This window comes from Arthrobacter sp. MYb227 (assembly GCF_002975435.1).
GTDB lineage: Bacteria > Actinomycetota > Actinomycetes > Actinomycetales > Micrococcaceae > Paeniglutamicibacter.
On the sequence record NZ_PCPT01000001.1, the window covers coordinates 419,701 to 441,002 of the forward strand.

Below are 21,302 nucleotides of genomic sequence, written 5' to 3' on the forward strand. Positions count from 1 at the left end.
GATGGGTGCGACGAAGGACAAAATCGAATTACTCTTGTGTGCTACTTGGGAGATGGGAACGGAAATATGGGGCTCGGGGCACCGGTGGTGGTACCCCGAGCAAGTTTCTGGATTCAACGGATGTGCCAGAAACCGGTTTGGCTGGGGTTATTCCATACCGATGGGGCCACTAGCCGTACAAATCATGGATTTACCTGGTGCTAGTTGCGTCGCTGGGCAACTCACCGCATCTTTTGCCAACTTGTCATCCCTGACTGTGATCCCGTTTACGGGCATGGCTCCACGGTTGGTTACGGTGTAGCTCCAGCTCATGGTTCCGCTCGGGGCAGGTGATCCAGATGGAATTTCATGTTCTGCTGTCGGCAGTTTTCCTGATGCCAAGCTGGTAAGTTTCCAACCTTGCTTCTTGACCGTTAGTTCTTGCCATACATTGGTGAATTCGCATGTCACCGAAGCACCGTGGGCAACGCTCAAGGTGCCTTCGAGCGGTTGCATCGCGCCGTCTATACCGGTGGAGCACTGTAGCGAGGCCAGCGTGTATCCCGCACGATCGCCCTTTTCACTGAGCTTGTATGCGGTCTCAGGCGTGATCTTGTGCGTACTGCCCTTGGTGGATCCGGGCGTGCTCACCTCCGCTGTGGTACTGCCCGATGGGGTGAGGGTCAATGTCCACTCATTGGGGATGGCAGTTCCACTCTGGCCGTTCATGACAATCTTCTTGAGCACGACTTCACTGGTGCAGTCGACCACATTGGTCAGCGAGAACTTGTTTAGTCCCGTGGCAAGGGTCTTAGTTCCAAGATCTCCCTGGGTTGTCCCGATGGTGCAGCGTTCAGCGTTGGGAACCTTTGTGGTTTCATCGATCTTCACCTTGTATCCGGCTTCATAGCCGTCGTATTCGGTGGCGAAGCGCTTGGATTTCTCATCGATTAGCAAATTGGCTTCGAATCCCTTTGGCTGGCTGCCGTCGGCGTATTTTTTGCCATTGATGACCCATGATTTACTGACACTCAGGCTAGCTTTAGGTGTCGGCGGTTGGTTGTAGACATGGCAGGTCACTACCGAGCCGCCAACTGCATCCACGGTGAATCCGTGAGTGCCCTGGTTGGTGACCGGCACATTCGTTTGTCCTGCATCCTTGGTGCATACCGCGTTCTTGCCCTTCACCTGTACCAAGGTGTGGTCTTGGGGGTCCGTCTCCGTGATGGTCACTGGGGTAGTTCCGGCAGCTGATAGGTCCGACGCTTTAAAACTCACGGCACCGGATTCATCGGTGACTCCGTTAGTCGGAGATATCTTTTTTCCCTCGGCATTGAATCGCCATCCCGCTGAGGGCTGTGCCGTGGCAAGATCACCTGCATCATTGGTCACTTGTTTAATGACGTTGACCGTTGAATCGCAGTAGCCTGCTGCCAGGGACTTTAGGTAGCTTCCGAGCGCTGTATAGTCGCTGACCGTGGTGTAGTCAGTTCCTGCGTTGTTCCCCGAGATTGCTGCCAAGTTTCCTTTGGACGATGAGACCCCGCTGCCGATACCCACCGCAACGATTCGAGTGCCACGTGCCTTTACAGCATTGGCCGAGAATACTGCACGCTCCACCTCGCGACGGTAGGTCGAATTACCTGGACCGTCCGGTTTGCTGGCGGTAATTGTGGATCTGGTCGGGTCCCCATCGGTCAGCATCAGCAGCACATCAACATTCTCACCGGCCGGGGCATTAGCCACCTGCCAAAGTCCTGCATCCCAGTTTGTCCCTTGTTCCCAGGAGCCGGTGGATACTACAGTGAGCGATTTTGCCTTGTCGCGGACTATCGTGGCATCCGCCGCGCTAGCTACCGAAGTAAGTGGAAGATTTGCATTGTTTTTCGCGGGTGCCCCACCGGCGAAGGTCCACATCGCAATCTGGGTTGGGGTGCCTTCGAGCCCATCAACAAATGTTGTTGCAGCGGTACGTAGTGCTTTCTGGCTGTCTTTGAGGGAGGCAGATAGATCCACGAGCATCCCGATACGCAGACCACATTTGGGAGCAACAACTTGCGGGTTCTTTAATCCGGTGGCCCAAAATGAGGAACTCGCATTTCCGGTCGCTGGTAGCAGCGTACTTTTTCCGGCTCTGAGCATTTCACGTGGTAGTTGAATCCGGCCGGATTCGTTGCCTTGAGAATTATCTAGGTTCCTTGTGAGATTCAGTTTAGGGAGCGTGAAATCTCCCGATGCTGGATTGCTCTCTTGAATGTAAGGCCGTTTATCTCGATTAGTCTGGCTCTTGCCAGTTTCCGGAACCGTAAAAGTACAGATCCCGGCGCTATCAGAACGACAGGTGCCCCAGGAAGCAGCGGTGAAGTTGGTCCCGTCGGAGTTGACTAGCTTGAGCGTAGTTCCAGCTCTAGGCGAAAAGTCGCTGTTCCCACTACCTGTGCGTTTGGAGGCCACTTTGACTTTAACTTCTGCAGTATCGGCAGCTGCATAGGCGGCTGGCAGACCCGCGCTTCCTCCTGCGAAGCCCATGGTCATTGCCCCCGCAGCAACGGTTAGGGCCAACGCCCCGCCGAGCACACGAGTGAATCGTCGCATGGTATTCCCCCTTTGGCCGATAGCCGCTAGGCTCCGGTACATTATCTGGTTGACGTGCTTGTTTCCCCAGATCAGTGGGGCTTTCGAACACAGACAACACACTATTGACGGGGGTGCGAGCCTCGCATTACGCAGTGACTACGTGAGTTGCTGTTGAACACTACGTAGTTTGATCGACGGACTGATAATTGCTTTCAAATAACCTGGGCCGGAATCCGGGACGGCGTTAAACAAAGCAACGCATCGTTGGATCACCCGAGGCAAGAACCTGTGGGTGATCCAACGATGCGTTGTAGTGATATGTGTTGCCGCTAGACGAGGTCGAGTGCACCGGTTTCCAGCAAGAGTTCCTCTCTGCGGTCAAGAGACAGCTTTCCCAATGCCGCAGCGATGTGCCCTTCGATCGTACGGATCGACAGCGTCAGTTCCCGTGCTATCTGACGATTGTTCATGCCGGCACGTGCGAGCTTCGAGATTTCCTCTTCGCGTGGGGTCAGCGTACGAGCGCGAAGCTCGTGAGCCAGAAACGGGAGGCTCGGTAGCGTCTGACTTTCAAACATACTCAACCGGTTCAGTAGTTCGCGACTTACCCCGGGAACAGGTTTTGTTCCCAATGGTGTTAGCAGTGTTCGCACGATTTCCATGGGTTCCAACGGGTGCAGGCTGTGGACTTCAGCAACCTTTTCCGGTCCGCAATGTTCAAACACGTGACTCATGATCACACCGTCGGCAACCCAGGCGGCGTCAAAACCTTGATCGAGCAAGAGCAACGTATCAATTGCTACTATCGGGTCACAAAGACCTAACTGACTCCGCGCGCGAATCTTTAAGCCCTGAGCACGCGGATCAGAAAGACTGCTGAGATGTTCAAGAAGTAATCTTTGAGTTGCCGGGTCACGCAATAATCCGGCCGTTGCTATATCTTCAATGCCATGTCGCCCCTCGAAGACAAGGCTCATAGCTACCCCGGATTTCACACCGCTTTTCTCGAGGGCAGGGAAATCGCTAAAACGAGTTACTACCTGATCGATGTCTTGGATTGAGCAGTGTACCGACTCTGCATCAATCAAAATGGCACTTTGTGCGGCAAGTTCTAGAGACTGGGCGCCATCAAAAAGTTTGCCCTGCTGTAGTTCACGTAGCCCCTGTGACAGCTCGAGCGCTGCAATGCTTCGAGCATGCCACGGGCTGGGGTGACGATGTAGATATTCGCTGAGCATGCGCAGTCCTTGAGCGTATCCGCCCATTGCTAAGTAAATTCCAGTGGCGCTAAGCAGTGTGCCACGTAATGCCACAGCGTTATTTGAGGGCTCACCGCCCGAACACATTCGAAGACCCGAGACCATGTGGATGGCTGCGGTGCGCATGTTAGCATTCTTAGATGCTTCGAGTGCAGCTTTCAACTTCCTGCTCAGCGAGTCCTGCGGCAGCAGCTCCAATATCGCTGGATCATCGCGTGTTAGCGGTGCTTCGAGTCCTCGCAGTGTGGCAACTCGTTGAAGCGTTGGCAGCAAACGCCCAGTTTCTAGGCAAATTTGAACAAGTAATTGAGCGGTTTCGGCACTATTCCACAGACCAGCATGCTGCGCCGAACCGCGTTTAAGTTCTCTCAGGGCGGCATGCGAACCGTGTCTTACATAGCTATACCGGGCCAAGGCTACTGCAGCGCAAATCCCGTGGCGTGAATTTTTAATCTGTGGCAATGATTGTCGTACGAATAGCGCCGCGGCTTCGCCTTGAGAGGGGTTCTGGGATTCCGAGGCCACGTTCAATGCCTCAACCACCGCTTCAACTTGGTGTTCTTCATCCCGTGCCAACGCTGAAGAGACCGTATGTGGAAGACCCGCCATGCAGCATTTCTCGATTTTAAGGGCTTCGTTTTCGAGTTCAAGAAGTTCAAAACCCGTCAAACTCTGCTGCCAGTGACGTTCCAGAATGGGCGAAGCCATGGTGATAGTTTGAGTATCACCGCAACTATGTCTCCTACCCATTCCGGAGTTGAGCACCACATCTACGGTCTCTCGGCCCACCATTTGATGGGCGGCGTCCAATGGAACATGGCCAAGGATCGCGCATAGGCTCAGCAGCTTTTGTGCTTCGGGGGCGAGTGCCTTGCGACGTACTTGAAGTAGCATCGTTGCTTTAGCGATTACGGGAAGCAGACCAGTGCCGCCCGATAGCAGGACAGCTCTTAAAACACTTGGGTCAACGTTTTCTAGCATGAGGTCGAGCTGACCGGCAGAACCATGTGCGGCATGGTGCAAAGCGAAGGCGCCAAGCCAAGGAACCCTGTATCCGAGGGCTTGTGAAATCACGTTGACTGCTTGGTGAACATCCACTCTGCCTTCTGGGCACGTGGAAATATTCCCAGATTCGTACATGGTGCGCCATTGGCGCGGCAAGCTAGATACTGCGCCGGTGTGAATGAACAGTCTAATGTCATCATTCAGGGCCAGACGGGTCAGTACATCACAGCTTCCGGCGTCGAGTTCGTCTGGATCGCGCACAAGGATTATGGACTGCGTTCCCTGAACGTTTTTACGCACTAAGGCACGTAACGTACGGAAATAGCCAAAACCCGGTTCCTCAGCGAAGCTATTTGCCGGTGCGTAAGGTTCGGCTGGATCTTCAGCCGTACGTCCGCGTAATTGCGCGATCAATGGATCAAGGGCAAGATATTCCCCATGGCCCTGCCACTTGACTCCACGTACTTCGCCGATGAGTTGCAAAGCTCCGCTACGTTCGAGCTCTTGGCTCCAGAAGCGCAGTGATTGGCCAACAGTCTCGCACAAAATCCAGCCAAGGGTCCCACTAATGGAACGCTCTGAGAAAATATCAGCCGGGTTGACTACCTGCTTTAGAATTGCGTTCGTTTCTCTCAACGGGCACCGACCTGAGATCCAAGGATCGATGTAAGTTCGTCACGGCCAGAAATTTCCAATTTCTTGTACGTGTTTTCCAAATGTTTCTCAACGGTGCGAACAGAGAGATCTAGCTCCATTGCAATATCGACGCTACTGCTTCCATCCGCTGCCCAGTTAGCGATCTCAAGTTCACGAGGACTCAGCGGCGTACTTGTTGATATTTGGGCTTTTAGATTCGGAGGAATCCACGATCCAAGGCCCTGACGCTGCGCAAGAGATATTGCTGCTTCTAGTTTGTTTCCTGATTTTTCTCGTATTCCTACGCTGAGCATGGAGATGAGTTGTGCAATCGTTCCATCACAGCTTTGAGCTAGCGTTTCAAGCTCTTTCAAGAACGTGGTCTCCGGCTGATTCCCGTTCTCTAGTCGCAGTTTTAGTTCCCATCCCAGTCCCAAGAGGCGCAGCCCTTTTGGAAATTCTCGTGCATAACGCTGATTGTAGGATTGCAGGTCAACCAATGCATCGGCCGTTGGCCGTTCGACAACAATGCGCGCTAATTCGCGAATTTGCGCATAGCCAAAGGGTGCTGGTGCATCATAGTTAATGGGGTCAGCGGTAGCTCCCGAGGGCTCCCCCAGCAGTCTTCCGATATCTGTACTTAAACCCGAGCGATCCAATAGTGCATGTAACCCATATTCGCCCAAGTTGGCTGCTCGAAGACCGTTCCACTCCCCCGCAAGGAATTGCACAGCCTGTTTGGTTTCTGCAACGTTATGTGCCGTAATCGATGAAGCCTCGGTCGCAACGACACCCACACGAGCAATACGTTCCAAGGCTGCTCGCGAATTTCCCGCCATAACTTCACCGAGCGCAGCGAATGCCTGAACGTTCTGCCACATTTGCTCATCAACCCCTCGATCAAGGGATACTGCCAAGGCGATACATTTTTCGTACTCGCGGATGGAGCTTAAATACACGCCTTTGGCCGCGGCTTCAAGGCCGTTTACATGAACAAAACGTCCGGCATACTTGGGCCAGTAACCAGCTGCCAGACAGACCAGAGCTTCTCTTGCCCCGAGTTGTTCAGGGGCAAGAGAATCGGATAACGCGGCTTCTAGGTTGCTAATGACCCCGGACGAATTCCCGGTCAAAACATGGGCCTCGGCCGCGAGCCAAGCAGCTTCATGGCTACTATCGTTTTCCAAAAGTAAGAGAGCCGAGGCGGGCTGCGCAGCAAGCAAGGCCGAGCGTGCACCGGCCAGAACCAATTCGCGCGGAATCTCGATGCCCAGGGACTGCCACCAAAAGATGTGTTCCGGCGGTGGTGACATGGTGTTTTTGGGGAATACCGGAGACACTCGTGATTCATAGATCGTTCGAGCTAGATCGGTCTCCATGCTCAATCGCAGACTCAAATCCAATAGACCATTTGCCAGCTGAATCGGGGATTTCGGGCTTTCTTGGGAAATGAGTCCGCGGACGTCCATCTCCTGCAGCCTAGCTGAAGGAATCCATTGCAATGCCTGAGCTAAGCTACAAGGTCCAACGACGGCAAGAATCTGTAGCGCATCAAAAATTTCTGGTTCATGGTTCTCTTTGAGGGAACGAACATGCGCATATAACGTTGTATGCGAGAATTTCCCCACGTCCTGGATATGCCGATGCCATGCATTGGGGCCACGCTCATGGGGAAAATTTTCATCGACGAATCCGGCAAAGGTCCGTACGGCCGCCATATTCGCTCCAGCAAATCGAGTGACCGCTACAACTTCCCAGGTCTTGACCGAACGGTTCCATAGTTCTTCAAGCAGGTTCTTGATCTGCGCAAAGTCCAGCAACGGCAATTCCAAATGTCTTACGTGGTTCTCGAATTTGGCTTCAGCCAACAAGGGAATCGAATCCATACTCGCGCAGGAAACCACCAGAGTGATCGGAGCATTTTGGATACCCCATAGAAGCAGACGTGCGGATCCTTCATCTAAATGCTGGAAATCATCTACAACAATAAGCAGCGAACCATGTTCGTTGGCGAGCTCTATCAGATCAATATGCGCACGAGCAGAACTAGTAATCAGGTGTGCCAAGGCAGCATAGCGGTGACTCTTCTCGCTAGGATCTGGGAAGATTCGTCGTACGGCGCCATAATTTGACCGGGCAGCAACGGTGGAGAGTAGTCGAGATTTTCCGGATCCTACGGGGCCCTCAAGAATTACGAGTCGGTCGCTACCGAGCTCCAGCAATACTTCTTCAGCCATCTCACTGCGAATACGTCCCAAGCGTAGTGCCCCCACTAGATGCAAAAAGTCGCTAGGGCCCATCCCACAGCGAAATATTCTGGGAGTCCTAACTTGAACTAGCCGCAGTAATCCCCGCTTGAATTTAGCACCGCTTAGGGGACAACGCCAACCCGCTAATACTCAAACGTCGTTATGAAAACACATGTCAGCTAGCATTTTCACGGAAGACTGGGAGGAACGTTTCTACTGCTGGTCAAGCACCCGCCGTTGCCGTGTGGCTTGAGCCCGCCAGGCAATTTCGGCTTGATCTTGTGGATAGGCGACTTCTTCTAGTACCAAGGCCCGCGGGTCGGCAAGCATGTTCTTTGAATCACGTACAGCCATTTCTAACCGCTCGGCCACCCAACCAGGTTTCTGGCTTCCGTCCCCCACCGCGATACAGGCTCCGATCATGGCCCGGACCATATTGTGGCAAAAGGCATCGGCCTTTAGATGAGCGACAATAATACCGGCCTCATCACGTTCAAACGTGAATTCTGTAAGCGTGCGAATAGTCGTTGCTCGCTCACGCGGTTTGCAGAAAGAAAGAAAGTCGTGCCGCCCTAGCAGCGATTGGGCTTCGGCATTGAGCAGTTCGAGATTCAGGTCTTTTTTGTGCCACATAGTAAACGCCCGGGTGAGCGGATCAAAACGCGCCGGCCCATCGGCAATCCGGTAAGCGTAGCGGCGCCAAAGCGCGGAGAATCTAGCATCAAATCCGGTAGGCGCCAGGTAAGCCTCGTGAACGAGGACGCGCCCTTCTTCTCTTCCCAGCACTCCGCGTAGTCGACGAACTAGTGCATAGCCCGGGTCAAGATCTGCCCCACGGTTTAGGCTAGCAAATTCCGCTTCGGTCAGATCAAAATGCACCATCTGGTGCCGAGCATGCACTCCGGCGTCGGTACGTCCGGCAACAGTGGTGCGAATGGGGCGACGAATCAGCATCTCCAGCGCTGCCTCAAGCACTCCCTGAATTGTCGGCAGTCCTGGTTGCAGTGCCCACCCGTTATAGCTGCTGCCGTCATAGCCAAGGCGTAGACACATACGAACCAATGCGGGTTCGGTCTGTGCATCGCTTGGTGCCAGTGCCGGGTTTAGGTGACTTAGCTCGGAGAAATTCATTGACCCTATCCAGATTGGTGCTTTATCCGTGCTGAGAGCCACGGAGGGGAAACGTCTCCTCAATCTAGAGGTGCGTCCGCGGTGGGAACCTATTTCTAGTTGGAGGCAGGTGATTGTTAAAACTTTGGCCCGGTGCATAAATGCACCGGGCCAAAGTATCAGCTATTGCTGAGGGGTAAACAAGGACTAGGCCTTGTTCTCCTCTGCAGCTTCGGTCTCTACAACCTCAGCGGTTTCGGTTGCTTCGGTCTCAACGACCTCTTCAACCGGAGCAGCAACTGCGGCAGCCTTTTCGGCTTCCTTCACAACTGCCTGCTTCGGGGAAACCGGTTCCATAACCAATTCGATAACAGCCATCGGAGCGTTGTCGCCCTTACGGTTGCCGATCTTGGTGATGCGGGTGTAACCACCCTGGCGCTCGGCCATAACTGGTGCGATGTTCTCGAACAGTTCGTGAACGATCGACTTGTTGGTGCGGCTACGTGAGGCAATGACTGCCTGAACGCGGCGACGTGAGGCCAGATCTCCACGCTTTGCGAAGGTGATCAGACGCTCAGCATGCGGACGAAGGCGCTTGGCCTTGGTCAGCGTGGTGGTGATGGACTTGTTCTCGAACAGCTGCGCGGACAGGTTCGCGAGCATCAAACGCTCGTGAGCTGCGCTGCCGCCGAGACGCGGACCCTTTGGCGGGGTAGGCATAGTGTTCTCCTAATATGGTGGCCCTTTGCGCCCGGTTCCGGAAAGGGGTTTTCCGGGCGCAAGGGTTTAAGTTCTGTAGCGGGTGTTTAGAAGTCTTTAGACTTCTTCGTCACCGTAGACTTCATCGTCGCCAATGGCTGCAGCACGGGCTGCCAGATCAAAGCCCGGAGGGGAATCCTTCAGGGCCAGACCCAGATCGATCAGCTTCGCCTTGACCTCATCGATGGACTTCGCACCAAAGTTGCGGATGTCCATCAGGTCAGCCTCGGAGCGTGCAACGAGTTCACCCACGGAGTGGATGCCCTCACGCTTGAGGCAGTTGTACGAACGAACTGTCAATTCGAGGTCTTCGATCGGCAGTGCCATATCGGCGGCGAGAGCGGCATCCGTCGGGGACGGGCCAATCTCGATGCCTTCAGCGGCAGTGTTCAGCTCGCGTGCCAGGCCAAACAGTTCAACCAAGGTGGTGCCAGCGGATGCTACTGCATCGCGCGGGGCAATCGAATCCTTGGTTTCAACATCAACGATGAGCTTGTCAAAGTCGGTGCGCTGTTCAACACGGGTGGCCTCCACGCGGAAGGTCACCTTCATTACCGGCGAGTAAATCGAATCCACAGGGATACGACCAATTTCGGCGTCCGCGTTCTTGTTCTGCGCTGCAGAAACATAGCCACGGCCACGTTCGATGGTCAGTTCCATGTCGAACTTGCCCTTCGCGTTCAATGTCGCGATGTGCAGGTCCGGGTTGTGGAATTCAACGCCAGCTGGCGGGGTGATGTCGGCTGCGGTAACGACGCCCGGGCCCTGCTTGCGCAGGTAGGCGACAACCGGCTCGTCATGTTCGGAGGAGACCGAGAGGCTCTTAATGTTAAGAATCAGCTCGGTGACGTCTTCCTTCACGCCGGCTACGGTGGTGAACTCGTGCAGTACTCCGTCAATTCGTACGCTGGTGACAGCTGCACCAGGGATCGAGGAGAGCAGGGTACGGCGAAGTGAGTTACCAAGGGTGTAGCCGAAGCCAGGCTCCAACGGTTCAATTACGAAACGGGAGCGGTTCTCCGCTACGACTTCTTCGGTCAGGGTGGGGCGCTGTGCAATAAGCACTTACATTTCCTTTCAGCGAGCGTCCGCTATATGACGCAACACAGGGGGTGGAAACGACGTAAGCCTCGTCGGCGTTCGTCTGGTTCGGTCTGGCTTGCCGTGGCGATCCTGCCGCCGTGTCAAAACCTAAGCGGTAATGAAACACGGCGGCAGGAAAGCCAGACAGTCAATTAGACGCGGCGACGCTTTGGCGGGCGGCAACCGTTGTGTGCGCTTGGGGAAACGTCCTGGATGGACCCAACCTCAAGGCCAGCAGCCTGCAGCGAACGGATCGCGGTTTCGCGTCCCGAGCCTGGGCCCTTGACGAAAACGTCAACCTTGCGCAAGCCGTGCTCCTGTGCGCGCTTTGCAGCGGCTTCAGCAGCCATCTGTGCAGCGTACGGGGTCGACTTACGTGAGCCCTTGAAGCCAACCTCGCCGGCCGAGGCCCACGAGATGACAGCACCGCTCGGATCCGTGATGGAAACGATGGTGTTGTTAAAGGTGCTCTTGATGTGCGCCTGGCCTAGCGCGATATTCTTTTTGTCCTTGCGACGCGGCTTACGCACCGCTCCACGAGTCTTGGGGGGCATTCTTACTCCTACGAGAAATTTGGCTTAGTGACGACCGCTAGATTTAGCGGGTCTTCTTCTTACCGGCGACTGTGCGCTTCGGGCCCTTGCGGGTGCGAGCGTTGGTCTTGGTGCGCTGACCGCGGACCGGCAGGCCCTTGCGGTGGCGGATACCTTCGTAGGAGCCAATTTCAACCTTGCGGCGAATATCAGCTGCCACTTCACGGCGGAGGTCACCCTCAACCTTGAAGCTGCCTTCAATGAAGTCACGCAGCTGAACCAGCTCAGCGTCGGTCAGATCCTTGACACGGGTTTCCGGGTTAATCCCGGTTCCGGCAATGGTCTGTTCTGCACGGGTCTTGCCCACGCCGTAGATGTAGGTGAGCGCAATGATCACACGCTTTTCGCGTGGGATGTCTACGCCAGCTAGACGAGCCATATGCTTTGTCTACCTTTCGATGTTCGGAGGTCTTAAGCAGTACATCCTGGTTTCCCAGTCCCCGGCCTCCGTGCCGAGGGTATGCATCGCGCGTTGTGATGCTGTACTACCGATTTCGTTACTACGCGCAGAGCATTTCCCAAAGAAGGGAAATTAGCCCTGACGCTGCTTGTGGCGTGGGTTTTCGCAGATCACCATGACCACACCATTACGGCGGATCACCTTGCACTTATCGCAGATCGGCTTCACGCTAGGGTTAACCTTCAAGGCTTACTCCTTTTGCGGTTGCTGTTTCAGTGGAGCGTAATTACCTTCGTCGCCCGCTACCCCCAAAGGGATACCCGACTGTAAAAAGTGTTTACTTGTAGCGGTAGACGATACGGCCGCGGTTGAGGTCGTACGGGCTGAGTTCCACCACTACGCGATCCTCCGGGAGGATTCGAATGTAGTGCTGACGCATCTTTCCCGAGATAGTTGCAAGCACAACGTGTCCATTGGGCAGCTCAACACGGAACATCGCGTTGGGCAGCGCCTCTGATACGGTGCCTTCTACCTCGATGACACCCTCTTTCTTGGCCATATCCTCCGCTAACTTTTGTTGTTGGCAACATTTATCACCAACAGGTTTATGGTACTGGCTGCTCTTCAACATAACTGACCTAGGCGAACGCTTTTGGGCACCATGGAATAGACAACCAACAGTCAAGCCTACGCGGTGCCGGGCATAAAAGGAAATCCCTTGGAGCGGGAATTTTAGTAACCTTCCCCACATACTTTCGACAGCTCATGGGCGAGATCCGCGGGTGCTGGCGGTTTTAACTCTCATTGGCCCAGCCCCTGCTACCCACGATGCAGCAACACGGCGCAATCGGGGTGCCGGTAGGCCGCCGAGTCGTTGTGCTAGAACGCACAGTCCACACGAGGTTTTGCACCCACCATAGATTCTGGAATGCAGGATCCTCGGCTCACGGCTTTGCTGCCGCACACACAAGGGAGCCGGGTCGGCTGGAAGATATTTCCAAGCCGACCCGGCTCCCCCGAGCTATGGACGCTGGGCCTACGCCAGGATGGGAGATGGAGTCACACCAAATGGTGCAAGACCAGCGACTCCTCCATCGTGGGCGGTAAGAACCCAAATGCCACCCATGTGAACCGCAACGCTATGCTCCCACTGCGAGGCGTGCTGGCCATCAACAGTGACAACTGTCCAGTCATCTTCCAGAATGCGGGTTTCAAGGTCTCCACGCACCAGCATCGGCTCGATGGCCAGACACAGGCCCGGCTTCACGCGCGGACCACGGTGTGAGGTGCGGTAGTTCAACACGTCGGGTGCCTGGTGCATTTCCGAACCAATGCCGTGACCCACGTAGTCTTCCAAGATGCCCAGCGGTGCACCGGGAACCGAAGAAACAAAATCATCGATGGCTTCACCGATCTGCCCGACGAAACGTGCGTTGGCCAGCGCAGCGATCCCGCGCCACATGGCTTCCTGGGTGACATCGGACAGACGCTGGTCTTCGGGGTCCGCGGTGCCCATGATGACGGTGCGCGCCGAGTCGGCATGCCAGCCATCAACAATTGCACCACCATCAATCTTCAGCACGTCCCCGTCCTTTAAGACATAGTCGCTGGGGAAGCCGTGAACAACTTCTTCATTCACCGAGGCACAGATGGTTGCGGGGAAGCCGTGATATCCCTTGAAGTTGGATTTGGCACCGTGACGTTCAAGCACCGCGGCAAACACCGAATCAACGTGTGCGGTGGTGGCACCGATCTGCGCTGCAGCTACCGCCTCGTCAAGTGCTTCGGCAAGAACCAAGCCTGCTTCACGCATCTTGAGGATCTGCGAATTTGTCTTGTATTCAATTTTGGGTTGGCCGAACGCCATGGTGAATTGTCCCTTCCGAAGACTGATTACCCCTATTATCGCAAAAACCGTGGGGTACTGCGCATTATGCGCTGTACCCCACGGCTTTAAGCGTGTGAGATTGCTCTAGACGTTCTGGCCTAGCGCCGCAAGTACACGATCGGTGACCTCATCGATTCCACCAATTCCGTCCACCAGACGCACGATGCCGCGCTCCTGGAAGCGGTTGACAACGATTGCGGTTTCCTGGTGGTACAGGCTCAGACGGTGGCGGATGACCTCTTCTGTGTCATCGGCACGGCCTTCGATTTCGGCGCGCTTGAGCAGGCGTACAACCAGCTCTTCGTCGTCGGCGGTCAGCTGCAGTACAGCATCAAGCTGCACTCCGGCATCGGCCAGGATTGAATCCAACTCATCGACCTGTGCGCTGGTGCGCGGGTAGCCATCGAGCAGGAAGCCGTCAGCGACGTCCTGCTGAGCCAGGCGGTCGCGCACCATGGAGTTGGTGACCGAGTCCGGAACGAAGTTGCCAGCATCGATGTACTTCTTGGCCTCAACACCAAGGGGCGTTCCACCCTTGACGTTTGCACGGAAGATATCACCGGTGGAGATGGCCACAACATTGAGGCGCTCGGAGATGCGTACCGCCTGGGTGCCTTTACCGGCGCCGGGTGGTCCAATGATCAACAGTCTTGTCATCGCAGAAGTCCTTCGTAGTGTCGCTGCTGCATTTGCGCGTTGATTTGCTTGACGGTTTCAAGACCCACACCAACCATGATGAGGATCGAGGTTCCACCAAACGGGAAGTTCTGATCGGCGTTGAAGAGCACAAAGGCGATCAACGGGATCAGGGCCACGAATGCCAGATAGAGGGCACCGGGGAATGTGATGCGGCTCAGTACGTATTCAAGGTACTGAACCGTTGGGCGTCCTGCACGGATACCCGGGATGAAGCCACCGTACTGCTTCATGTTGTCTGCAACCTCTGTTGGGTTGAACGTGATAGCAACGTAGAAGTAGGTGAAGCCGATGATCAGCAGCGTGTACACGGCCATGTACAACGGTGACGAACCGGAGAAGTTAGTGGAGATCCACAGCGCCCAACCCGGAAGTGTTCCGTCCTGGCGGGTGTTGAACTGCACCAGCATGCTTGGCAGCGCCAGCATCGAGGATGCGAAGATCACCGGGATCACACCGGCCATGTTGACCTTGATCGGGATATAGGTGGAGGTTCCGCCGACGGTACGTCGTCCCACCATACGCTTGGCGTACTGCACCGGGATACGGCGCTGAGACTGCTCAACGAAGACCACCAGGGCAATAACGGCGAGGCCCACCAGGATCACCCCGAGGAAAGTTCCCCAACCCTGGGAGCGCAGGATGGCTCCCATGGATACCGGGAAGCCCGAAGCGATCGAAACGAAGATCAGCAGTGACATACCGTTGCCGATGCCGCGTTCGGTGGCCAGTTCGCCCATCCACATGATCAGACCGGTGCCGGCCGTCAGTGTGATGATCATCAGCAAGATGACCATGATCGATTGGTCCGGGACGATTGGTAGCTGACACGAGGGGAAGAGCATTCCGCTGCGAGCCAACGAGACAAGCGTTGTTGCTTGGAGCAGACCCAGTGCGATGGTGAGATAGCGGGTGTACTGCGTCAGGATTGCCTGGCCAGCTTGGCCTTCCTTATGCAGTTCCTCAAAGCGTGGAATAACTACACGTAGCAACTGCACAATAATCGAGGCAGTAATGTAGGGCATGATACCCATGGCAAAGATCGAAACCTGCAGCAAGGCACCGCCACTGAAGAGGTTTACGAATTGGTAGAGACCGCCGCTTGTGTTGCCGGCGGCAAGACACTGCTGAACGTTCGTGTAATCCACTCCGGGTGCAGGAATGTAAACACCTACGCGGTAGATCGCGATAATGGCGAGCGTGAACAACAACTTGCGTCGCAGGTCAGGCGTCCGGAATACCCGGGCTATGGCGCTGAACAAGCGTCCTCCTGAATGGTGATGGCCGGGATACCCGGAGATGACCTATCGATTCTACCGGGTGACTAGCGTTACTAACCAAATACGCCGCGGTAAAAAGTTCTCTGAAAGACGAACCGATCGATATTTTCGGTTCGAATTCACGCATTATTCCCACAATTTGTGGTGGTGCAATGCAAAGTTGGGGAAATATGTGTGTAAGTACAAGAAAGAGGGGTCTCAAGGAATTCGTTACCGAATCCCCCGAAACCCCTCTGACTTTAGCTATGTGATCAGATGACCTTTAGCTTAGAGCTCTACAGCCGAACCGCCGGCAGCAGCGATCTTCTCTGCTGCGGAGGACGAGAAAGCGTTAACCTTCACGTCAACCTTGACGGTGAGCTCTCCCGAGCCAAGGACCTTGACTGGCTCGTTCTTACGAACGGCGCCCTTCGCGATCAGTGCCTCTACGGTGACCTCGCCACCTTCCGGGAACAGTTCCGAGATCTTGTCCAGGTTTACAACCTGGTACTCGACGCGGAACGGGTTCTTGAAGCCGCGAAGCTTCGGAAGGCGCATGTGCAACGGCAGCTGGCCGCCGGCGAAGCCGGCCTTGACCTGGTAGCGTGCCTTGGTGCCCTTGGTACCGCGACCAGCGGTCTTACCCTTGGATGCCTCACCACGACCCACACGGGTCTTGGCCTTCTTGGCACCTTCGGCTGGACGCAGGTGGTGAACCTTCAATGCGTTGTCTTTTTCAGCCATGATTACTTCGCCTCCTCAACCTTTACGAGGTGCGGAACCGTGTTGACCATGCCTACGGTGACGGCGTCAGCGGTACGGGTCACGGTGTGACCGATGCGCTTGAGACCGAGCGAGCGTAGGGTGTCGCGCTGGTTCTGCTTGCCACCAATGGTGGACTTAATCTGGGTGATGATCAGAGTTGCGTCGCTTGGGACAATGTTCTTTGCCATTTGCTTACGCACCTGCCTTCTGCGCTTGGATGTTACGCAGCATCTGCTCCGAAACAACTTCGTCCAATGGCAGACCACGGCGGGCTGCAACTGCCTGAGGCTCTTCAAGAGCCTTCAGTGCTGCAATGGTGCCACGCACGATGTTGATCTGGTTGGTCGAACCCATGGACTTGGACAGCACGTCGTGGATGCCTGCGCATTCCAGTACGGCGCGGACCGGACCACCGGCGATAACGCCGGTACCCGGAGCGGCCGGACGCAACAGTACAACGCCGGCAGCGGCTTCACCCTGCACCAGGTGCGGGATGGTGGTGCCGATGCGTGGGACGCGGAAGAAGGACTTCTTGGCTTCTTCTACACCCTTAGCGATTGCCGCCGGAACTTCCTTGGCCTTGCCGTAGCCGACGCCAACGAGACCGTTGCCATCGCCAACAACAACAAGTGCGGTGAAGCTGAAGCGACGACCACCCTTGACGACCTTGGATACGCGGTTGATTGCTACAACGCGCTCAAGGAACTTGTCCTTGTCTTCGTTGCGGCTATCCTTCGAATCGCGGCCACGGCCACGGCCCTCGCCACGTCCACGACCTTCGCCGCCACGTCCACGACCTTCGCCGCGACGAGCGCCAGCGTTGTCCGTGGCGGGAGCGGCTGCAGTCTCGACTGCCTCAGTAGCTTCAGACACCTGAGTTTCCTTCTTGTTAGTTGCTTCGCTCACAGTGCCAGCCCACCTTCACGTGCACCGTCAGCAACAGCTGCCACGCGACCGTGGTACTTGTTGCCGCCGCGGTCGAAGACCACGGATTCGATGCCAGCGGCCTTGGCGCGCTCGGCTACGAGCTCGCCAACGCGCTTGGCCTTGGCGGTCTTGTCACCGTCGAGTGCGCGCAGGTCAGCTTCGAGAGTCGACGCGTAAGCAACGGTAATACCCTTGCTGTCGTCAACGATCTGAACGAACATGTGGCGTGCCGAGCGGTTAACGACCAGACGCGGACGCAGCTCGGTGCCGGTGATGCGCTTACGAACGCGCAGGTGGCGGCGGCCGCGTGCGGCAGCCTTGCTCTTACCCTTGATTCCGATAGCCATGGTTTACTTACCAGCCTTTCCGACCTTGCGGCGGATGATTTCGCCAGCGTAGCGAACTCCCTTACCCTTGTACGGGTCGGGCTTGCGGAGCTTGCGGATGTTGGCGGAAATTTCGCCAACCTGCTGCTTGTTGATACCGGAAACGGTGATCTTGGTGTTGCCCTCAACAGCGAAGGTGATACCTTCTGGTGCTTCGAGAACAACCGGGTGCGAGAAACCGAGGGCGAACTCGAGGCTCTGGCCCTTCAGTGCAACGCGGTAACCGGTACCGTGGATTTCCAGCTTCTTTTCGTAGCCAGCTGTCACACCGATGATCATGTTTTCGATCAGGGTGCGGGTCAGACCGTGCAGCGAACGCGAATCGCGCTCGTCGTTCGGGCGTGACACGGTCACTACGTTCTCTTCGAGAACAGCAGCGATCGGGCTAGCAATGATGTGAGTCAGTTCGCCCTTGGCGCCCTTGACGGAGACTACGTCGCCATCAATCTTGAGCTCAACGCCGGCGGGAACAGTGATCGGAAGACGTCCAATACGTGACATTGTTTTTCTCTCCCTTTCCCGTTACCAGACGTAGGCGAGGACTTCCCCACCTACACCCTTCTTGGCTGCCTGGCGGTCGGTAAGCAGACCGGAGGACGTGGACAGGATTGCGATGCCGAGGCCACCAAGGACGTGCGGCAAGTTGGTGGACTTTGCGTATACACGCAGGCCCGGCTTCGAAATACGGCGAACGCCAGCGATTGAACGCTCGCGGCTCGGGCCGAACTTCAGGGTGATGGTCAGCTTCTTGCCAACCTCTGCTGCTTCTTCAACGAACGAGGCGATGTAGCCCTGTTCCTTGAGGATCGTTGCAACGCGAACCTTGAGCTTCGACGACGGCATGGAAACCGTGTCGTGGTAAGCCGAGTTGGCGTTACGCAGACGAGTCAGCATATCTGCGACAGGATCTGTCATTGTCATTTGGGCTTCTGCCCTTCCTCGCTACGGTTTCCGCGCAAGCGCGGACCTGCAACGTAGTTGATCTAGTTGGCGGTCTTGAACGGGAAGCCCAGAGCCTTGAGCAAGGCACGACCTTCGTCGTCGGTCTTCGCGGTGGTCACTACGGTGATGTCCATACCGCGAACGCGGTCGATGGAATCAACATCGATTTCGTGGAACATTGACTGCTCCGTGAGACCGAAGGTGTAGTTTCCGTTACCGTCGAACTGCTTCGGGCTCAGGCCACGGAAGTCACGGATACGTGGCAGTGCCAACGTAACCAAGCGGTCTACGAATTCCCACATGCGATCGCCGCGAAGCGTTGCGTGGGTACCAATCGGCATGCCTTCGCGCAGTTTGAACTGTGCGATCGACTTGCGTGCCTTGGTAACCAACGGCTTCTGGCCGGTGATGGCGGTGAGGTCGCGAACTGCGCCTTCAATGAGCTTGGAATCCTTAGCGGCTTCACCGACACCCATGTTGACTACAACCTTGACCAAGCCCGGAACCTGCATCGGGTTGGCGTAGCTGAATTCCTGGGTCAGGACTTCGCGGATTTCGGCGGCGTACTTGGCCTTCAGGCGTGGCTGGATCTTCACAGCTGCTTCAGTCATTACAGTGCCTTCCCGGAAGACTTGGCGTAGCGAACACGGACGGTCTTGGACACGCCGTTCTTCTCTACGGTTTCCTCGCGGAAGCCAACGCGGGTCGGCTTCTTGGTTTCCGGGTCAACGATTGCAACGTTTGAGACGTGCATCGGGGCTTCAATAACCTCGATACCACCGGTCTGCGTGCCGCGCTCGGTCTGTCCGGCCTTGGTGTGCTTGGTAACGCGGTTAACGCCTTCAACAATCACGCGCTGTGCCTCAGGGAAAACCTTGAGCACCTTGCCCTGCTTGTTGCGGTCGGAACCACTGATGACCTGAACCAGGTCACCCTTCTTAATCTTTGCACCCATGGTTAGAGCACCTCCGGAGCCAGGGAAACGATCTTCATGAACTTCTTATCGCGAAGCTCACGACCCACTGGACCGAAAATACGGGTACCGCGGGGCTCGCCGTCAGCCTTGAGGATGACAGCTGCGTTCTCGTCGAACTTGATGTAGGAACCGTCGATACGACGGCGCTCCTTCTTGGTGCGAACGATGACAGCCTTAACGACGTCACCCTTCTTTACGTTTCCGCCCGGGATTGCATCCTTGACGGTGGCGACGATGATGTCGCCAATACCTGCGTAGCGACGGCCAGAGCCACCGAGAACACGAATGGTAAGGATTTCCTTAGCACCGGTGTTATCGGCAACCTTTAGTCGCGATTCCTGCTGAATCACTTATTACTCCTGTCGTCTCGCTGGTTCTCCTAGGGAGCCTTGCGGAACGGATATGGTCCATCCCAGCTTCCGCTTACCCCCACCTCCATACACATCACGACACACCGCTAAGCGGTATTGCGTGAAAATGCTGGGGAAGCAGGGCCGAGGCGTTAGCCGAGAGCTATGCCGCACAATCTTCTAGAGCCCGTAAACGCCCTATGGGAAAGCACTATGCGTGGTGTCTGAGGTGGATAGTCTGCAAATACAACGCGCACAGAATAAAAAGTCTACAGTAAGGATGCCGGTTATTGAAACCTTGTGATAAGGGGTAAATACGGGTTCTTCATCACATGTTAGCTCCTGACGCCGAGGCAGCCAATGATCGATTCCGGCCGGCAAGGCATCTACTCGCAGCGTGCAAGCCGAGTAAAGATCCCGTGATGATCGGTACCGTCCACCGAGAATCTTTCGGAATTCACCTCTAAGAGTTCTCTGACAAGGACATGGTCAATTGCGGCAAAGGCTGGAAGTGATGCATCGGCCGGCCATGACGGAAGCTGTAGTGGACCAATACGAGGCGAAACATCGGACAACCCTTGACTCACATCCCGAAATTCCCGATGCGCATGCGTCGCGTTAAAGTCACCTGCCATGATTAACGGCATATCACCCTGAGTTTCGTGCCACAGTCGCAAGTTCTCGAGGGTATGGGCCCACATCACTGGGTCGTGAGTGGGTGGCATTGGATGTACCGCTACTACGCGAAGGCTACCGAGCCGTGGATCATCGATCCTAGCTACTGGAAGATCAAAAAGCACCCGCGCGGATTGGGATACCGCATTGGTTTCTTGACGCAGCGGAGCTCTAGAAAGAATCACGCTATCCACGCTTCCGCCATGGATCACCGGTGAAGTCCTATGGGTGTAGTCCCAGCCGCTGACACTTGCTTGAAGGCCCAGGATCATTGCCTCGTTGGTTTCCAGCAGAACCAGCACATCCGGAGCTTCACGTTGAATATAGGATCCAAGTTCGGCGATTGAGGCCCTCCCCCGGCCAACGTTCAGTGAAAGTACCGACAATTCTGGCCCGGGTTCACAGGCGCTCTTGTCTGCACTCGTTCGTTGAATACCGGAGTCATAGTGAGAAAGATACCCCGGCCCTAAGGACGCCATTGTCGAGATTCCCAGCAGCAACGCGAGAAACCGTTTGCCGCGTACCAGCACAATCATTGCTGCCGCGACAGTTGCTAGGCAAAGCAGCGGTAAAACTGCCTGGAGTACCGCGATTATCTGCGATCCCCCGGCACTAAGATGCGGCAACACGATAAGAAATACGGCAAACGGTACATAGACGAGCGTGTACCGGAGTCGTTTGAAAATTTGTTGTTTTGGCACCCTGTTCCCGGGATCTGTCTGTGGTCTGGTCATCTGCCGATGCTCGCAGACTAAAAAGAAAGCACCCCGGGAGAATGCTGGATGAAT

Annotated in this window: 23 protein-coding genes; all 23 read right to left on the reverse strand. The window is 55.7% G+C overall.

Translation table 11 applies throughout. From position 1 onward, the window contains the following. Positions 1-147 precede the first annotated feature (147 nt). Positions 148-2,574: a VWA domain-containing protein gene (locus tag CQ018_RS01970; RefSeq protein WP_181149691.1), complete on the reverse strand. Its 2,427-nt coding sequence runs from the start codon at positions 2,572-2,574 to the stop codon at positions 148-150. Between the two features lie 311 nt (positions 2,575-2,885). Then, entirely contained in the window at positions 2,886-5,456 is a 2,571-nt protein-coding gene (locus CQ018_RS01975; RefSeq protein WP_219843981.1) for a response regulator transcription factor, read from the reverse strand. Continuing rightward, a complete protein-coding gene (locus tag CQ018_RS01980; protein WP_181149692.1) occupies positions 5,453-7,693 on the reverse strand; it encodes a LuxR C-terminal-related transcriptional regulator in 2,241 nt (746 codons plus the stop codon). The genes CQ018_RS01975 and CQ018_RS01980 overlap by 4 nt, the downstream gene beginning before the upstream one ends. Before the next feature lie 225 nt (positions 7,694-7,918). Continuing rightward, positions 7,919-8,758 (reverse strand): tRNA pseudouridine(38-40) synthase TruA, encoded by an 840-nt coding sequence (gene truA, locus CQ018_RS01985; RefSeq protein WP_258142396.1) that lies wholly within the window; start codon positions 8,756-8,758, stop codon positions 7,919-7,921. Between the two features lie 264 nt (positions 8,759-9,022). After that, positions 9,023-9,535, reverse strand: a complete 513-nt coding sequence (gene rplQ / locus CQ018_RS01990) for a 50S ribosomal protein L17 (RefSeq protein ID WP_105548284.1) — start codon at positions 9,533-9,535, stop codon at positions 9,023-9,025. A gap of 96 nt (positions 9,536-9,631) precedes the next feature. Beyond that, a complete protein-coding gene (locus tag CQ018_RS01995) occupies positions 9,632-10,639 on the reverse strand; it encodes a DNA-directed RNA polymerase subunit alpha (RefSeq protein WP_105548285.1) in 1,008 nt (335 codons plus the stop codon). A gap of 170 nt (positions 10,640-10,809) precedes the next feature. Continuing rightward, complete coding sequence (gene rpsK, locus CQ018_RS02000; protein ID WP_071212956.1) at positions 10,810-11,211, reverse strand: 30S ribosomal protein S11; 402 nt, start codon at positions 11,209-11,211, stop codon at positions 10,810-10,812. A gap of 43 nt (positions 11,212-11,254) precedes the next feature. Further along, on the reverse strand, positions 11,255-11,629 hold the full coding sequence (rpsM, locus tag CQ018_RS02005) for a 30S ribosomal protein S13 (protein ID WP_105548286.1): 375 nt from the start codon (positions 11,627-11,629) through the stop codon (positions 11,255-11,257). A 153-nt stretch (positions 11,630-11,782) separates the two neighbouring features. After that, the gene (gene rpmJ / locus CQ018_RS02010) at positions 11,783-11,896 is read right to left on the reverse strand and encodes a 50S ribosomal protein L36 (protein ID WP_013349661.1); all 114 of its coding nucleotides are present in this window, start codon (positions 11,894-11,896) and stop codon (positions 11,783-11,785) included. A gap of 91 nt (positions 11,897-11,987) precedes the next feature. Then, positions 11,988-12,209, reverse strand: coding sequence for a translation initiation factor IF-1 (gene infA, locus CQ018_RS02015; protein ID WP_068731548.1), 222 nt, complete (start codon positions 12,207-12,209; stop codon positions 11,988-11,990). A 477-nt stretch (positions 12,210-12,686) separates the two neighbouring features. Next, complete coding sequence (map, locus tag CQ018_RS02020) at positions 12,687-13,517, reverse strand: type I methionyl aminopeptidase (protein WP_105548287.1); 831 nt, start codon at positions 13,515-13,517, stop codon at positions 12,687-12,689. A 105-nt stretch (positions 13,518-13,622) separates the two neighbouring features. Then, positions 13,623-14,195 carry an adenylate kinase gene (locus CQ018_RS02025; protein ID WP_105548288.1) on the reverse strand — a complete coding sequence of 191 codons (573 nt, stop codon included), beginning with the start codon at positions 14,193-14,195 and terminating at the stop codon, positions 13,623-13,625. Then, positions 14,192-15,496 carry a preprotein translocase subunit SecY gene (secY, locus tag CQ018_RS02030; RefSeq protein WP_105548289.1) on the reverse strand — a complete coding sequence of 435 codons (1,305 nt, stop codon included), beginning with the start codon at positions 15,494-15,496 and terminating at the stop codon, positions 14,192-14,194. The genes CQ018_RS02025 and secY overlap by 4 nt, the downstream gene beginning before the upstream one ends. 285 nt (positions 15,497-15,781) lie before the next feature. Beyond that, entirely contained in the window at positions 15,782-16,237 is a 456-nt protein-coding gene (gene rplO, locus CQ018_RS02035; protein ID WP_105548290.1) for a 50S ribosomal protein L15, read from the reverse strand. A 2-nt stretch (positions 16,238-16,239) separates the two neighbouring features. After that, positions 16,240-16,446, reverse strand: coding sequence for a 50S ribosomal protein L30 (gene rpmD, locus CQ018_RS02040; RefSeq protein ID WP_105548291.1), 207 nt, complete (start codon positions 16,444-16,446; stop codon positions 16,240-16,242). A 4-nt stretch (positions 16,447-16,450) separates the two neighbouring features. Then, a complete protein-coding gene (rpsE, locus tag CQ018_RS02045) occupies positions 16,451-17,164 on the reverse strand; it encodes a 30S ribosomal protein S5 (protein ID WP_105548292.1) in 714 nt (237 codons plus the stop codon). Then, positions 17,161-17,532 (reverse strand): 50S ribosomal protein L18, encoded by a 372-nt coding sequence (gene rplR, locus CQ018_RS02050; RefSeq protein ID WP_105548293.1) that lies wholly within the window; start codon positions 17,530-17,532, stop codon positions 17,161-17,163. The genes rpsE and rplR overlap by 4 nt, the downstream gene beginning before the upstream one ends. A 3-nt stretch (positions 17,533-17,535) precedes the next feature. Continuing rightward, complete coding sequence (rplF, locus tag CQ018_RS02055; RefSeq protein ID WP_105548294.1) at positions 17,536-18,072, reverse strand: 50S ribosomal protein L6; 537 nt, start codon at positions 18,070-18,072, stop codon at positions 17,536-17,538. Positions 18,073-18,093: 21 nt separating this feature from the next. Further along, positions 18,094-18,492 (reverse strand): 30S ribosomal protein S8, encoded by a 399-nt coding sequence (gene rpsH / locus CQ018_RS02060; protein WP_105548295.1) that lies wholly within the window; start codon positions 18,490-18,492, stop codon positions 18,094-18,096. Between the two features lie 62 nt (positions 18,493-18,554). After that, complete coding sequence (gene rplE / locus CQ018_RS02065) at positions 18,555-19,124, reverse strand: 50S ribosomal protein L5 (RefSeq protein WP_105548296.1); 570 nt, start codon at positions 19,122-19,124, stop codon at positions 18,555-18,557. Next, positions 19,124-19,468, reverse strand: coding sequence for a 50S ribosomal protein L24 (gene rplX, locus CQ018_RS02070; RefSeq protein WP_105548297.1), 345 nt, complete (start codon positions 19,466-19,468; stop codon positions 19,124-19,126). The genes rplE and rplX overlap by 1 nt, the downstream gene beginning before the upstream one ends. 2 nt (positions 19,469-19,470) lie before the next feature. Beyond that, the gene (gene rplN, locus CQ018_RS02075; protein ID WP_105548298.1) at positions 19,471-19,839 is read right to left on the reverse strand and encodes a 50S ribosomal protein L14; all 369 of its coding nucleotides are present in this window, start codon (positions 19,837-19,839) and stop codon (positions 19,471-19,473) included. Between the two features lie 386 nt (positions 19,840-20,225). Then, entirely contained in the window at positions 20,226-21,248 is a 1,023-nt protein-coding gene (locus CQ018_RS02080; RefSeq protein WP_146111790.1) for an endonuclease/exonuclease/phosphatase family protein, read from the reverse strand. Between the last annotated feature and the right edge of the window lie 54 nt (positions 21,249-21,302).